This is a genomic window from Pseudomonas sp. GW821-FHT10C09, from assembly GCF_059415465.1.
Window position 1 is genome coordinate 30,583 of the sequence record NZ_JBWKNG010000024.1, and the last position, 14,178, is coordinate 44,760.

Below are 14,178 nucleotides of genomic sequence, written 5' to 3' on the forward strand. Positions count from 1 at the left end.
GCACTCGTAGCTCAGCTGGATAGAGTACTCGGCTACGAACCGAGCGGTCACAGGTTCGAATCCTGTCGAGTGCACCATTTAAGAGTTGTTTGCAGTAATGCGAGCGACTTTGCTTCAGCCAGTTGTGGTCTGGTTTAAAAACACAAAATGCACTCGTAGCTCAGCTGGATAGAGTACTCGGCTACGAACCGAGCGGTCACAGGTTCGAATCCTGTCGAGTGCACCAAACACCAAAAAGCCTGCGTCTAACGCGGGCTTTTTGCTGTCTGGGATTTGGCTTTTCCTCGGGTACATCCTTTCTCGTCAAACTCGACCTGTGCGCTACGGCCTCGCTTGGCGTCGTAGCGGTAACTCGTTGATGAATTCCTGATACTGATCTTGTCTGGCTTGCCAAGGGCGCTCTCGACGTCCTGCTGGCTCATGCCGGCGACGACTCGTTGGTTGATGATCGCTTCGCGTCGTTCCTTGGCGCTGATCAGATTTCCGCATTTGTCTTCGGCCTGGCCTACGATGGTCGGTTCTCTCCTGATGTTTTTCATACCTGATGTTTCGCCAGTCCTGGCTTCTGGCATGAGTGCTGTCGTGCTGCCGGGTGTGAACGTGCGCACTTCCTGCAGCGAGAGGCTCTCTTCGTCCGTGCAGCTCAAGGTGGTGAAGGTGACGTGCCCGTTGGCAGCCTCGCAGCGGTGAACAATTCCCGCCTGTAGCCGGAGCGGCAGGCAGAGCAGGGCGGTCAGCAAAAAATAGTACGCAATCGATGGCATTTGACGTCCTCCATGACGGTCGATACCAAGGGTAGCTGCTACATTTTTTGAGGGCGGTGTGTTTTCTTTTCAGAATGAGTCGTCGCATTGGAAGAGATAAGTTGGCGCTCAGGTTTGGCTTGCAAGCGCTTGTTTCAGCCACGATTTTTTAACGTTTAAAACCGTTGGGCGGTGTATCATTGCGCCCGTCAGCCCCGCCGGGGCTTGTGGAATACCTCCATGGACTTACCCAGTAGTTACTCAGTACCCCGTTTTACCAATCATGAATTGACTGATTGATCCTTCCGGCGTGCCCCGCTGCTGGGAGTGGAGTTCGCCTATGTCCGAAGTTGAAGTAAAGAAAACGCAAGAAAGCCTGCAGGACCGCCTCGCTCAAGTTGTTGAGCTGTTGCAGCGTCAGCGGGTCGTCGAAGACCTGACTCATCGCCAGGAAGGTCCGCACCACGACCGGGTCGAGAACCTGGTTCACCGGCAAAACCTCGTCGAGCTGCAACGCAAGCTTGATGATCTGCACTCCGCCGACGTTGCCTACATCCTTGAAGCACTGCCGCTGGACGATCGTCTGACACTTTGGCAATTGGTCAAGGCTGATCGCGACGGCGACATCCTGCTCGAAGTATCCGACTCGGTCCGTGAAACCCTGATCGCCGACATGGACGATCACGAGCTCCTGGCTGCGGCCAAGGACATGGACGCCGACGAACTCGCTGACCTGGCTTCCGAGCTGCCGCGAGACGTCGTCCACGAGCTGATGGAGACCCTCGATGGTCAACAACGTGAGCGCGTTCGCTCCGCGTTGTCCTACGACGAGGAGCAAGTCGGTGCGTTGATGGACTTCGAGATGGTGACCATCCGTGAGGATGTCAGTCTCGAAGTGGTTCTGCGTTACCTGCGTCGCCTCAAAGAGCTGCCCGGCCACACCGACAAACTGTTTGTTGTCGACTACGACGGCGTGCTCAAAGGCGTACTGCCGATCAAGCGTCTGCTGGTCAACGATCCGGAAAAACAGGTTTCGGAAGTCATGGCCAGCGACCCGGTGAGTTTTCACCCGGACGAGGACGCCTACGACGCCGCTCAGGCGTTCGAGCGTTACGACTTGATCTCCGCCCCCGTGGTCGACAAGAACGGCAAGCTGATTGGCCGTCTGACCATCGATGAAATGGTCGACCTGATTCGTGAAGAGAGCGAAAACGAAGTTCTCAACATGGCGGGTCTGCGTGAAGAAGAAGATATTTTCGCGTCAGTCTGGAAATCCCTGCGCAACCGTTGGGCCTGGCTGGCGGTAAACCTGATTACCGCGTTTATTGCATCGCGCGTGATCGGCCTGTTTGAAGGCTCCATCGAAAAGCTGGTCGCATTGGCGGCGTTGATGCCGATCGTGGCCGGTATCGGTGGCAACTCCGGGAACCAGACCATCACCATGATCGTTCGGGCCATGGCGCTGGATCAGGTCAGTACCGGTAATACCTCACGACTGATGCGCAAGGAACTGGCGGTCGGCTTGATCAATGGCCTGGTCTGGGGTGGGGTGATTGGCGTTGTGGCCTATCTGCTTTACGGCAGTTGGTCGCTCGGCGTGGTCATGACGGCCGCCATGACACTCAATCTGTTACTGGCTGCCCTGATGGGGGTTTTGATTCCGATGACCCTGGCGCGGCTTGGACGCGACCCTGCGATGGGGGCGAGCGTGATGATCACTGCCATGACCGACAGCGGCGGGTTCTTCATCTTCCTCGGACTGGCGACGATCTTCCTGCTCTGACTTGATCCACTTTAAGAAACCCGCCCAAGCGGCGGGTTTTTTATGGCCAGATTTCAGGCAAAAAAAAGCCAGCGATTATGCTGGCTTGAGCTTTCGGGGTGAATCAGGACGCGTCTGCGGCCATTTCAGCGTCGTGGGCGATCAGCGAAACGAGTGCGTTTTGCTGGCGGTGGGACAGTTGACGGAAACGTTGCAACAGTTCGCGTTCGTGCAATGACAGCTCCGGGCTGTCCAGGCGCATGCTCAACTCTTCGCCCAGTGCACCTTCCTGAATAAGACTCTGCTCCAGGCGTGCAATGATTTCGGAGTTCATGCTGCGATGATGATTGCGAGCCACCTCGGCAATGCGTTCACGCATTCCGTCTGGCAGACGTACGACGAACTTGTCAGCCGTACGGCTGGAATAAATTGCCTGTTTCAATGGGCGCATATATTTAACCGGTTAGTTCAGGGGAGCGGTTCTCGGGATTGGCCGCAGGATGTCTGGTAGGACAAGCTTACTGGCCAAATGTTCAACCTGAATTGAAAGAGGCCCGCATCATGCCTCAAGGAAGCCAGATCATTGGCGTCAATTCTGTGACAAATATTGAGCCGGGTAAAGGCTTAATGCCAGCACCCCTTGTCAGAAATGTGGACTGGTTGGAAAAGTTTGCCCAGAGCCGCATTGCTGACCGCGTCCTTTGCTCCCGCAGGTGATGTCTGAAGACGTCTGAGGGTGCATGCTATGCGGATTCGATCCTTGATCCTTGTCTGATACAGGATAGTGGCAAATGGCCGATTTACTAGGGGCGAACTCGCTCTGGGGGACGATTCAGGATGGATGGCAGGCTGATTTATCTGATGGGGCCTTCCGGATCCGGCAAAGACAGCCTCATCGAAGCGGCTCGTGAACCTTTGCGGTCGATGAACTGCGAAGTGGTGCGCCGGGTCATCACGCGCTCGGCCGAGTCAGTGGGCGAGGATGCTGTTGGCGTCTCCCGCGAGGAATTCCTGCAGCTCCAAGATGCGGGTGAATTCGCGCTGTCGTGGCACGCCAATGGTCTGGATTATGGGATACCGATTCAGATCGATCAGTGGCTCAAGGAGGGGCGGCATGTATTGGTCAACGGTTCTCGCGGTCATCTTGCCGAGGCGCTGCAGCGTTACCCCGATCTGGTACCGGTACTGTTGACCGTCAAGGATGAAGTGTTGCGCGAACGCCTGGTGCGGCGTGGTCGTGAGAGTCTCGCGGAAATTGACGCCAGGCTAGGCCGCAATACGCAGTTCGCGGCTGACGACGCGCCGGTCCATCGACTGGATAACTCTGGCGAGCTCGCCGTGACCGTTGCCCATCTCGTCGGTCTGCTGAAACTTAACGCAGCACCGGATCGAACTTGATTTTTCGCCCGGCAATCAAAGCCAACACAAACAACCCGGCGAAAACGCCGCAGGCAATCAGCGGCAGGGTGACAACCGCCTCTTGAACCAAGGCCAAATGAAGAATGCCACTCAGTAAGGCAAGGATCAAAAATCCTGCGGCTGATTTGGACATGCTGTGCTCCTGATAGGGTGATTCAAAATACAAAGCGTTCGGACGCCTGCGATACCGGGCCTTCCTGGCTCACATCCTGGCGAATAAACTCGCCCTGATCGCTCAAGACCGCCAATTGCGGGGCCTTTTGCAGTTGCAGGTAATGCGGCATGCGTTGAGCAACCTGCACCGCGCTGTTCTCGGGCGCAAAATGAAAACCCGCCAGGACTGCCAGGGCGATCGCATTCGAGAGTAAAAGGGCGCGGTTCATGAGGCTCACCTCTGTTGTTCTTGAGAACAGCTGAAGCAGCCCGCGTGCCAACAGTTTAACGGCTAATAAATCCTTTAAAAACAAAGGATTAACTTATCATTTTGAAGTGTCCGCATTGCAAATTGCAATGGTGGCATTTTGAGAGGATGCAATTTGCACGGTAAACAAAGCCACAGCCCGGCGGGGCGCCTGCCTACACTTAAAAAGCCCTACGGACGACATGACAAATCCGGGCCTGCCCGTTAACATGCACGCCGTCCATCGCACCGCATTTCGTGCGGGCGACTTGTGTCTCAGTAGCTCAATTGGATAGAGCATCCCCCTCCTAAGGGGAAGGTTGGCAGTTCGAACCTGCCCTGGGACACCATCTATTTCACGGCGCCTTGCGCAATGCGCCGTTTCTGTCAGTGCCCGCATCGCACATTCCCTGCTGATTCGTTTCCAGAGGCTTTGGCGCTAATGGTTGAAGAAGAGCTGTCCAGACCGGACGCAATCAGTCTTCGTGAAGCGTTCTGGTTCTGGTTGAAACTCGGCTTCATCAGTTTCGGCGGGCCTGCGGGGCAGATCTCGATCATGCACCAGGAGCTGGTCGAACGGCGGCGCTGGATATCCGAGCGCCGATTCCTGCATGCCCTCAACTACTGCATGTTGCTCCCCGGGCCGGAGGCGCAGCAGTTGGCCACTTACATCGGCTGGCTGATGCATCGAACCTGGGGCGGGGTGATTGCCGGCGCGTTGTTTGTGCTGCCGTCGTTGTTCATCCTGATCGGGTTGTCGTGGCTGTACATCGCCTTCGGTGACGTGCCGGTGGTGGCCGGGCTTTTCTATGGCATCAAGCCTGCCGTGACCGCCATTGTCGTGCAGGCGGCCCATCGGATTGGCTCTCGGGCACTAAAGAACAATTGGCTATGGGCGATAGCGGCCGCTTCATTCACCGCCATCTTTGCGTTCAATGTGCCGTTCCCGCTGATCGTTCTGGGGGCCGCAGTGATCGGCTATGTCGGCGGACGCCTGGCGCCCGAGAAGTTCAGGACCGGTGGTCATGGTGCTGCCAAAAAGTCCTTTGGCCCGGCCTTGATCGATGACGACACTCCATCCCCGGAACATGCCCGGTTCAGCTGGCCGAAATTGGCAATGCTGGCCCTGATCGGCGCCGCTTTATGGGCGTTACCAATGGGGATTTTGACCATCCTCTTTGGCTGGGACGGCACACTGACCCAGATGGGTTGGTTCTTTACCAAGGCTGCGCTGCTGACCTTTGGCGGTGCGTATGCCGTGCTTCCCTATGTCTATCAAGGGGCGGTCGGACATTATGGCTGGCTGACACCTACGCAAATGATCGATGGCCTGGCGCTGGGTGAAACCACGCCGGGGCCGTTGATCATGGTCGTGGCCTTCGTCAGTTTTGTCGGGGCGTACGTCGCTCAAGTGTTCGGCAGCGACCATGTTTTTCTCGCGGGAGCCGTCGCTGCCTGCCTGGTGACCTGGTTTACCTTCCTGCCCTCATTCCTGTTCATCCTGGCGGGCGGGCCATTGGTCGAGTCGACCCACAACGAGCTCAAGTTCACCGCGCCACTCACCGCGATTACGGCCGCCGTCGTGGGGGTGATTCTCAATCTGGCGTGCTTCTTCGGCTATCACGTATTGTGGCCAAAGGGTTTCAGCGGCCAACTCGACTGGCCCTCGGCACTGATCGCGATCGCCGCGGCGATTGCCTTGTTCCGCTTCAAACGGGGCGTCATTCAGGTGCTGATGGCCTGTGCACTCGTTGGCCTGGCAATTCATCTGCTGCGTTAGAAACACTAAAAAAGCCCTGCCGGAGACCTCCATCCGGCAGGGCTTTTTTGTGCTTCCAAATAATTAGCCATCGCTTGGGAGCCACTCAGTCTCAAGGTATCGGCACTGCTGGCCGATAACCCGAACGGTCATGCTCTTCTTCTTAAAACTGCCTGGAAATCTTCGATGCTGTCGTATCACCAAAAGAGTTTTCTGATCGTCGATGATTTCTCGGATTTCCGCAGTTCCGTCAGGTCCATGCTGCGAGAGCTGGGCGTCAAGGACGTGGACACCGCGGACTCTGGCGAGCAGGCGCTGCGCATGTGTTCGCAGAAGGCCTACGATTTCATCCTGCAGGATTTCCACCTTGGCGACGGCAAGAAGAACGGTCAGCAGGTCCTCGAAGACTTGATGATCGAGAAGCTGATCAGCCATGAAAGCGTGTTCGTCATGGTCACCGCCGAAACCAGCCAGGCCATGGTGCTCAGTGCGCTGGAGCATGAACCGGATGCCTACCTGACCAAGCCGTTCAACCGCTCGGGCCTGGCTCAGCGTCTGGAGCGACTGGAGCAGCGCAAGAACCTGCTCAAGCCGATCCTGCAAGCCCTCGACCGTGGCAAGCCGCTGGAAGTGCTCAATGCCTGCATCGAGCTATGCAAGAAGGACATCCGTTATTCGCCGCTGTGCCTGCGCTATCGCGCGGACGCGTTGCGCGACTTGAATCAGAACGAAGCGCTGGAACGCCTCTACGACAGCATCATTGCTGATCGGCCGTTGCCGTGGGCGTTTGCCGGGTTGGGCCAGTTGCTGTTCAAGCGCGGCCACGTCAGCCAGGCCAAGGGCATCTACGAAAAAGCCCTGAAAGTGTTTCCGATGATGCCGGCGCTGTATGACGGCATGGCCGACGTGCTGGTGGTCGAAGGCGACACCAAAGGCGCGCAGAAAGTATTGGAAGAAGCCATTCGCCTGTCGCCGCTGGCCGTGCGCCGGCAAGCGTTGCTGGGCAAACTGGCAATGACCAACGAAGACTTCGACACCGCCTCCCGGGCGTATCGCCAGGCGGTGTCCCAAGGCGCGCAGTCGCGTTTCAAGGATGCGGAAAGCAACCTCGGCCTGGCCCACGCCCTGATCAGCAAAGGCAGCGAGAAAGGCCTGGATACCCGCACCCGCCTGGAGATCAACACGACCCTCAGCCTGGTGGCCAAGGAGAACCCGTCTGATCCGGGCCTGCAGATTCGTGCGCGCCTGATGAAAGCCACCAGTTTGTTGCTCAACGACGGTGAAACGGCCGAGAAGCTCACCGAGCAAGCGATGATGCGCCTCGAAGGCATGGAGCAATTCATGAGTGCCGAGGCCGCGCTGCTGGTGGCCAAGCAGTTGCAAATGCTCGGTCAGGCAAGCGCTGGCGCCTCGATGCTGAAGAACTGCGCGGAAATCTACGGTGACGATCCAGTGGTGATGAAGGGCATCGCCAAACTGACCGACGACCCGACGATCCTTAGCTCCAGCAACGCCGCCGCCGAGCTGAACCGCGAGGGTGTGCGGGTGTACAAGACAGGCAATCTGGTGGAAGCCCGCTCAGTGTTCCGCAGGGCGCTGGCGATGCAGCCGAAAAACATCAGTATCGCGCTGAACATGGCGCAGTCGCTGCTGCACGGCACTGACACCAGTGTGCCATCGGCGGAAATCGATGAATGTCGGGTCTGCCTGAAAATGGTCGGCTTGATGCCCGACACGGACGCGCGTTATCCGCGCTATCAGAAACTCAAAATCAAGGCGTTCGGCGGATGAGCCAAGATAACCCAGCATTGGATTTCTCCACGGTGATTGCCTCCACCGTGCACGACATGAAGAACTCGTTGGCCATGCTGATGCAGGCTCACAGCCATTGGCTGGCGCGCTTGCCCGACCCGCAGCAGCACAGCCCGGAGCAGGGCGTCATCGAGTATGAGTTCGCGCACCTCAATGGCATGCTGGTGCAGCTGTTGGGCCTGTACAAACTGGGCGTCAATCAATTGCCGTTGCAACCGGCCTACCATGATCTGGATGACTTTCTCGAAGCGCAGTTGGCCAGCCATCAAGAAGTGTTCGCCAGTCGCGGCATTATCGCCACTTATGAAGTCGACCCGTTGAGCCCGCTGGGGTTCTTCGACCGCGAGTTGGTCGCCTCGGTGCTCGGCAACATCATCAATAACGCCATACGATACGCGCGCGAGTCGCTGCTGATCAGCGTCAGTGACGAGGGCGGCCAACTGGTGCTGACCATCAACGACGATGGTTCGGGCTACCCGGCGGAGATGATCGAGTCTCAGGCGGACTATGTGCATGGCATCAATTACAGCAGCAGTAGCACCGGCCTGGGCCTGTACTTTGCCGGGCGGATTGCCGCGTTGCATCAGCGCAATGGTGTCGGCGGCAGCACCCGGCTCAGCAATGGCGGCCCGTTGGGTGGCGGCATGTTCAGCCTTTATCTGCCCTGAGCCTTCTTTATTGTGTGGCGCTGCTTGAAATTCTGAACAGGCGAAGCCTATTTTGTACGGGTCGCCGTTCGCGGCTCGCACAACAAAGGATTGCGTCATGACAACCGATGGCCATCGTTCACTCGCACAGCGATTGGCGGGCATTGATGAGATTGAATGTGTTACGCCGGACCTGAATGGAGTTCCCCGGGGCAAAGTGATGACGGCCGAGGGTTTCCTCGAAGGACGTCGGTTGCAGTTGGCGCGGGGTGTGCTGCTGCAATGCATCATGGGCGGGTATCCACCCGCGCGTTTTTACGGCAGCGATGACGGCGACCTCGCGTTGGTGCCGGACCCTGCGCACATCTATCGCCTGCCTTGGAGCCAACAGCCACGAGCACTGGCCATTTGCGATGCGGACGAATTGAGCGGTGAACCGTCGAGCCTGTCGACCCGCGGTCAACTCAAGTCAGTGATCGCGCGTTACGCAGCGCGCGGCTTGGCGCCGGTGGTGGCGACCGAGCTGGAATTTTTCGTGTTCGCGCCCAACCCCGATCCGACTCAACCGTTCCAGCCGCCGCTGGGCCTGGACGGGCGTCGCGAGGACGGTCAGTCGGCATTCAGTGTCAGTTCCAATAGCGGCTTGCGGCCGTTCTTCAGTGAGGTCTACGCCTGCATGGCGGCATTGGGCCTGCCGCGCGACACCTTCATGCACGAAATGGGTGTCAGCCAGTTCGAGATCAACCTGCTTCACGGTGATCCGCTGCTGCTGGCCGATCAGACCTTGCTGTTCAAGCACCTGCTCAAGGAAGTCGCGCTCAAGCATGGCCTGACCGTGGTCTGCATGGCCAAGCCGCTGGCGCACACGCCGGGCAGTTCGATGCACATTCACCAAAGCATCGTCGACATCAACACCGGGCATAACGTATTCAGCGACGAGGCCGGTCAGCCGACCGCGACCTTCCGTCACTTCATCGGTGGCCAGCAGGCCGGCATGGCCGATTTCACCGCGCTGTTCGCACCGAACGTCAACTCGTATCAGCGCTTGTGCCATCCGTACGCGTCGCCGAATAATGCCTGCTGGTCCCACGACAATCGGGCCGCCGGGTTGCGCATTCCGGCCAGTTCGCCGGTCGCTCGTCGGGTCGAGAACCGTTTGCCGGGAGCCGACGCCAACCCGTACCTGGCCATCGCCGCCAGCCTTGCCGCCGGGTTGCATGGCATTGAGAACGAATTGGAACCCAGCGAGGCGATCCAGGGCGAATTCGAAGTGCCGGATAATCTTTCGTTGCCGTGTACCTTGCATGCGGCTCTTGAGCGTCTGAAACGTAGCCAATTGGCGAAGGAACTGTTTGGCACTGAGTTCATCGAAGGCTACGTCGCTTCGAAGTCCATGGAGCTGACCAGCTTCTTTGATGAAATTACCCCCTGGGAACGGCGTGTTTTAGCTGCTCAGGCCTGACGCTTCGTCGTCTTCGGGCTATCGTTTCGGTAGCCTGATCTTCACTGCAAGGAGCCGCTCGGAACGCCGATGCGCCAAATCTGGAAATCCTTTCGAGCGCTGTATTTCGCCTCGCTGATGATGTTGATCGGCTCGGGCCTGTTAAGCACTTACCTGGCCTTGCGCCTGGCAGCCGATCACGTCGACAGCTTGTGGGTCGGTGCGTTGATGGCGGCCAACTATTTCGGCCTGGTGCTGGGCGGCAAGATCGGTCACCGACTGATCGCCCGGGTCGGGCATATTCGTGCCTATGCCGCGTGTGCCGGGATCGTCGGTGCGGCGGTGCTCGGTCATGGATTGATCGACTGGCTGCCGGCCTGGCTGTTCCTGCGGGTGATCGTCGGCCTGGGCATGATGTGCCAGTACATGGTCATCGAGAGCTGGCTCAACGAGCAGGCCGATGCCAAGCAACGCGGCATGGTCTTCAGTGGCTACATGATCGCTTCCTATCTGGGGTTGGTGCTGGGTCAGCTGATTCTGGTCATGCACCCAGGCCTGGGCCTGGAGCTGCTGATGCTGGTCGCGCTGTGCTTCGCCTTGTGCCTGGTGCCGGTGGCCCTGACTCGACGGATTCACCCGGCGCCGTTGCACCCCGCGCCGATGGAGCCGCGCTTCTTCATCAAGCGCGTACCGCAATCGTTGAGCACGGTATTGGGAGCAGGGCTGATCGTCGGCTCGTTCTACGGTCTGGCGCCGTTGTATGCGTCCCAGCAGGGACTGTCCACCGAGCAGGTCGGTCTGTTCATGGGTAGCTGTATTTTTGCCGGCCTGCTGGTGCAGTGGCCGCTGGGTTGGCTGTCTGATCGTTATGACCGGGCGCTGTTGATCCGCTGTTTTGCCTTCAGCCTGGCGCTGGCCGCGCTGCCGCTGGCGATTCTGCAGAAGGTGCCGCTGGAGGTGTTGTTCATCTCCGGGTTCCTCTGTTCGCTGGTGCAGTTCTGCCTGTATCCGTTGGCAGTGGCGTTCTCCAATGACCACGTCGAAGGTGATCGCCGGGTTTCGCTGACGGCGATGCTGCTGGTGACCTACGGTGTCGGCGCCAGTATCGGGCCGCTGGTCGCCGGGGTGCTGATGAAGCTGTTCGGCAGCCACATGCTCTATGCGTTTTTCAGTTTCTTCGCGATGGTGCTGGTGTGGCGGATCCGTCCGAAAGCAGTTACCAACCTGCATCAGGTCGACGATGCGCCGCTGCATCACGTGGCCATGCCGGACAGCATGTCGAGTTCGCCGCTGGTGGTGTGCCTTGACCCGCGTGTCGACGAGCAGATCGTTCAGGAACAGATGCACAGTCCGCCCCATCCGGAAGCGGAGCCTGACCCGGACGTGGAGCCGCAAGACGAGCCGACGCCACCGGAAGACCCGGACGCCGGTCGCGAACAAAGCTTCACGGAAGCCAGACCCTGATAGTTGAGGCATAAAAAACGGGCAGTCACCGCAAGGGACTGCCCGTTTTTTGTTGAAGCGTTGTATCAGAGATCGTCTTTGTCGAAGCGCCGTGCTTCACGCTGCAGCTGATACACGAAGCGCTCGACCTGACGCTGCACCAGCCCGCTCATGTTGTGAAAGCGGATGCCAGCGAAGGTGGTGGAGATCCTTTCTTCGAAGTGCAGATAACGCAGCTCAACCGGGGTGGTCATGCTGCCAAAGGGCAGGTCGGCGACGAAGCGGTCGTAGACCTGGCCCAGTTGCAGTCGGCCGGTGATGTCGCCGTCAAAGCGCAGCTTGCAGCCGGTGGCGGAAATATCCAGCAGCTTGCCGCTGACCGGGAACTTGAGCTTTTCACCGCCCAGTTCGACGTTGACCAATTGCGCCAGTTTCAAGGCAGCCCGGAAGGCGTTGCGGCGCTGGTGGTAGACCACTTCGTCAGGCAGTTTGCCGCGATAGCAGCGGGTGTCGCTGAATTCGTCGATGCTCAGCGGGCCGTTGCTTTCCCAGGCGATGCGCACGCCGTCGTGGAAGCCTTCGACCCGAAACGACTCGCCCGCCAGCAGATAGCGTTCGCCATCGCGGGGCACCATTTCGTCCAGGGCAATCGTGTTGTTGTCCCGGTCAACCTCAACCAGATAGCTCTGGAAGCGCTGGTTACGTTCGTGGAACGTAATGATCAGCGGGTCATGGCTTTCTTGCAGCTGCCGCAGGTTACCCGCGATCTCCATGGGCGTGGAGAGCACCTTGGGTGGCTGCGGAGCATCTTCCGCGGTTAAGGCATTGGACACGGTTCATCGTTCTCCGGACAAAATGTGACAGCGCATGGCCAGCATACTGCCAGCATGTGGCGCGTCTTGAAAGTGCGAACTCATCAACAGGTTCATGCCTGACTGAGCGGGCGCGGCTTCGCTAGCTTGGCGGTTGATCCGCGGGCATCGTAAAGCGCGGGTGGTTCGCCGCCGGTGAGGATCTTCAGCTGATTGGCCGTGGCGGCCTGCTGGACCAGGATCGACTGACCATTATTGACATTGATGGCCTGGCACTGCGCCAGAAGGTCGGTCAGGGCATCGCTTTGCGCAAGTAACTGGTCACCGACGCTGGATTGGCTGGCGAGTTGCTCCAGCCCCTTGCGATTGGTGGGCAGATTGAGGCTGGCGAGGACTTCGCTGCGCTTGCGGCCATGCTGTTCGAGCAGAATGATCATTGCCTGTTTGCGCGCCAGAATGTCTTCGAGCAGTGGCATGTCGCGACCATGCAAGGCGAGAGACTCGGTTTGCAGTAACTCCAGCAAGTGTTGCGCTGGAGCAAAGTCGTCGATGATCAGTTGCAGTAAATTAGTGTCGTGCATGGCTGGCCTTGGGGTTTAAGCGTCCAAAAGCCTGGCGCAGGCCGGGGGCCTAGCGCTGGGCTTCGAAGTTGAGCAGTTTGCTGGCTACACGGTTGCTGTCGACTTTATAGCTGCCATCGGCAATCGCTGCTTTCAACTCGGCCACGCGGGCATTGTCGACGGCAGGCTGATCGCGCAGCTTGTCAGTGACCTTCTGCAACTGTTGAGCCTCATTGCTGAGGTGTACCGATTCCCCGCTTTTGGCGGTACTGGCCTGTTCGGCCGGGGTATTCAGCGGCGCGGATTTGCCGGCTTCGGCAGTGTCCTTGTTGGCGCTGGTACGCGTACTGCCGGTCAGTGACGAGGAACTGTTCAAACGGCTGAAATCGATGACCATGATAAAAAACCTCTGGGAATTTGGACGCTTGCCATGTTTTCGGCTCTCCCTGCAAAAACTTTAGGCCCATTTATCAATGAGCCTGCATGCGCCAGCGCATTTCCTGCGTGAGGCACAGTTTAGGGAACAGCCACGGCCAGCGCCATGTTTTCGCAAGGGCAGAATTTCTACATGGCCACTTCCACCTGGCCCGGCGCCATGACCTGCGCCTTGATGACCCGTTGGGAGTTGAGGTTTTTTACCCGGATCTGTTCACGCAACCCGCCATTGGACAGGGCTTCGCCCGGCATGCGCACGCTGAGCGTGCCACTGCGGGCGGTAATCACGACCTGGTCGCCTTTGGAAATGACTTCGGCCTGTTCGAGATGGACCAGCGTCAGCACCTGATCGGCGACCGTTGGTCGGGTAAGTTTCTGCCCGATCGCCTGATCCGTCGAGGTGAAGTAGCCCTGGCCGATCAGGCTGATGTCTCGTTCGCGCAGCATGACGTCGCCCGGCTCGATAAAGCCGGCGCGCTTGAGCGGTCGGGTGGTGGTGACGACGTCGCGAAACAGGCGGACTTGAGCGGGCACGAACACCGTCCAGGGTGAGGTGCTGTCGCAACGAACCTTGACCGTGACCCGACCAATCGGGATCGCCGGGCTCTCCAAAGTGGCTGTCAATTCCTTGTCGCACATGGGCATTCGCAGGCGCGGATCGAGCTGCTTGACCTCGATCTCATAACGACCTTCGGTTTGACTGGTCGCCAAATAGTCTTCTACGGTGAACTCAAGAAAGCCCTGAGTGACGCCGATAAGCATGTCAGGCAAGGTAACTGCGTCAGCAAGGGCAGGGCTGCCAGCGTTGAACAGGCAGACGGCCGACATCGCGCAAAGCACTTGGCGAGCGTTTGATGTCAGGCGTCGGAAAAATGTCGGTTCTGTGTTCATAAGAGTTAAAAAGCAAGCGCCGTGCCGTTTAGCAATGAACGTGCGTCGCAACAC

Annotated in this window: 15 protein-coding genes and 3 tRNA genes; 10 read left to right on the forward strand and 8 right to left on the reverse strand. The window is 58.5% G+C overall.

All coding sequences use genetic code 11. From position 1 onward, the window contains the following. Together AC07N8_RS23095 and AC07N8_RS23100 are read left to right on the forward strand one after the other, a co-directional pair. Nucleotides 1-77 (forward strand) — tRNA-Arg (locus AC07N8_RS23095). Between the two features lie 72 nt (nt 78-149). After that, nucleotides 150-226, forward strand: a tRNA-Arg gene (locus AC07N8_RS23100). Between the two features lie 19 nt (nt 227-245). Here the strand turns inward: AC07N8_RS23100 and AC07N8_RS23105 are convergent. Beyond that, nucleotides 246-764, reverse strand: a complete 519-nt coding sequence (locus tag AC07N8_RS23105) for a cell envelope protein SmpA (protein WP_483841437.1) — start codon at nt 762-764, stop codon at nt 246-248. A gap of 319 nt (nt 765-1,083) precedes the next feature. On the opposite strand from AC07N8_RS23105, the gene mgtE reads away from it, so the two are divergent. Next, on the forward strand, nt 1,084-2,526 hold the full coding sequence (gene mgtE, locus AC07N8_RS23110) for a magnesium transporter (protein WP_010457218.1): 1,443 nt from the start codon (nt 1,084-1,086) through the stop codon (nt 2,524-2,526). Between the two features lie 103 nt (nt 2,527-2,629). Here mgtE and AC07N8_RS23115 read toward each other — a convergent pair whose 3' ends face one another. Next, the gene (locus AC07N8_RS23115; protein ID WP_003178899.1) at nt 2,630-2,956 is read right to left on the reverse strand and encodes an Arc family DNA-binding protein; all 327 of its coding nucleotides are present in this window, start codon (nt 2,954-2,956) and stop codon (nt 2,630-2,632) included. A 386-nt stretch (nt 2,957-3,342) separates the two neighbouring features. Here AC07N8_RS23115 and phnN point away from each other — a divergent pair, with 386 nt between their 5' ends. Further along, on the forward strand, nt 3,343-3,903 hold the full coding sequence (phnN, locus tag AC07N8_RS23120; protein WP_493145950.1) for a phosphonate metabolism protein/1,5-bisphosphokinase (PRPP-forming) PhnN: 561 nt from the start codon (nt 3,343-3,345) through the stop codon (nt 3,901-3,903). On the opposite strand, the gene AC07N8_RS23125 is transcribed toward phnN, so the two are convergent. Both AC07N8_RS23125 and AC07N8_RS23130 read right to left on the reverse strand, forming a co-directional pair. Then, nucleotides 3,878-4,057 carry a PA3371 family protein gene (locus tag AC07N8_RS23125; RefSeq protein WP_123432848.1) on the reverse strand — a complete coding sequence of 60 codons (180 nt, stop codon included), beginning with the start codon at nt 4,055-4,057 and terminating at the stop codon, nt 3,878-3,880. The two genes, phnN and AC07N8_RS23125, sit on opposite strands and share 26 nt — an antisense overlap. A 22-nt stretch (nt 4,058-4,079) precedes the next feature. After that, entirely contained in the window at nt 4,080-4,307 is a 228-nt protein-coding gene (locus tag AC07N8_RS23130) for a hypothetical protein (RefSeq protein WP_483841435.1), read from the reverse strand. A gap of 290 nt (nt 4,308-4,597) precedes the next feature. Between AC07N8_RS23130 and AC07N8_RS23135 the strand changes: the two genes are divergently transcribed. The 6 genes from AC07N8_RS23135 (at nt 4,598) to AC07N8_RS23160 (ending at nt 11,447) form a co-directional block, all read left to right on the forward strand. Next, nucleotides 4,598-4,674 (forward strand) — tRNA-Arg (locus AC07N8_RS23135). Nucleotides 4,675-4,766: 92 nt separating this feature from the next. Continuing rightward, nucleotides 4,767-6,104 carry a chromate efflux transporter gene (gene chrA, locus AC07N8_RS23140; protein WP_493145949.1) on the forward strand — a complete coding sequence of 446 codons (1,338 nt, stop codon included), beginning with the start codon at nt 4,767-4,769 and terminating at the stop codon, nt 6,102-6,104. Between the two features lie 165 nt (nt 6,105-6,269). Further along, entirely contained in the window at nt 6,270-7,874 is a 1,605-nt protein-coding gene (locus AC07N8_RS23145) for a response regulator (RefSeq protein ID WP_483841433.1), read from the forward strand. After that, nucleotides 7,871-8,563, forward strand: a complete 693-nt coding sequence (locus AC07N8_RS23150) for a sensor histidine kinase (RefSeq protein WP_493145948.1) — start codon at nt 7,871-7,873, stop codon at nt 8,561-8,563. The genes AC07N8_RS23145 and AC07N8_RS23150 overlap by 4 nt, the downstream gene beginning before the upstream one ends. Nucleotides 8,564-8,762: 199 nt before the next feature. Then, nucleotides 8,763-10,004 (forward strand): glutamine synthetase family protein, encoded by a 1,242-nt coding sequence (locus AC07N8_RS23155; RefSeq protein ID WP_493145957.1) that lies wholly within the window; start codon nt 8,763-8,765, stop codon nt 10,002-10,004. Nucleotides 10,005-10,073: 69 nt separating this feature from the next. Next, the gene (locus AC07N8_RS23160; protein WP_493145947.1) at nt 10,074-11,447 is read left to right on the forward strand and encodes an MFS transporter; all 1,374 of its coding nucleotides are present in this window, start codon (nt 10,074-10,076) and stop codon (nt 11,445-11,447) included. A 65-nt stretch (nt 11,448-11,512) separates the two neighbouring features. On the opposite strand, the gene AC07N8_RS23165 is transcribed toward AC07N8_RS23160, so the two are convergent. The 4 genes from AC07N8_RS23165 to flgA form a co-directional block, all read right to left on the reverse strand. Then, the gene (locus AC07N8_RS23165; protein ID WP_483841430.1) at nt 11,513-12,259 is read right to left on the reverse strand and encodes a flagellar brake protein; all 747 of its coding nucleotides are present in this window, start codon (nt 12,257-12,259) and stop codon (nt 11,513-11,515) included. Between the two features lie 92 nt (nt 12,260-12,351). Then, complete coding sequence (locus AC07N8_RS23170) at nt 12,352-12,819, reverse strand: flagella synthesis protein FlgN (protein WP_483841429.1); 468 nt, start codon at nt 12,817-12,819, stop codon at nt 12,352-12,354. A 49-nt stretch (nt 12,820-12,868) separates the two neighbouring features. Beyond that, a complete protein-coding gene (gene flgM, locus AC07N8_RS23175; RefSeq protein ID WP_027923951.1) occupies nt 12,869-13,195 on the reverse strand; it encodes a flagellar biosynthesis anti-sigma factor FlgM in 327 nt (108 codons plus the stop codon). Between the two features lie 167 nt (nt 13,196-13,362). Next, a complete protein-coding gene (flgA, locus tag AC07N8_RS23180; protein ID WP_483841461.1) occupies nt 13,363-14,124 on the reverse strand; it encodes a flagellar basal body P-ring formation chaperone FlgA in 762 nt (253 codons plus the stop codon). Nucleotides 14,125-14,178 lie beyond the last annotated feature (54 nt).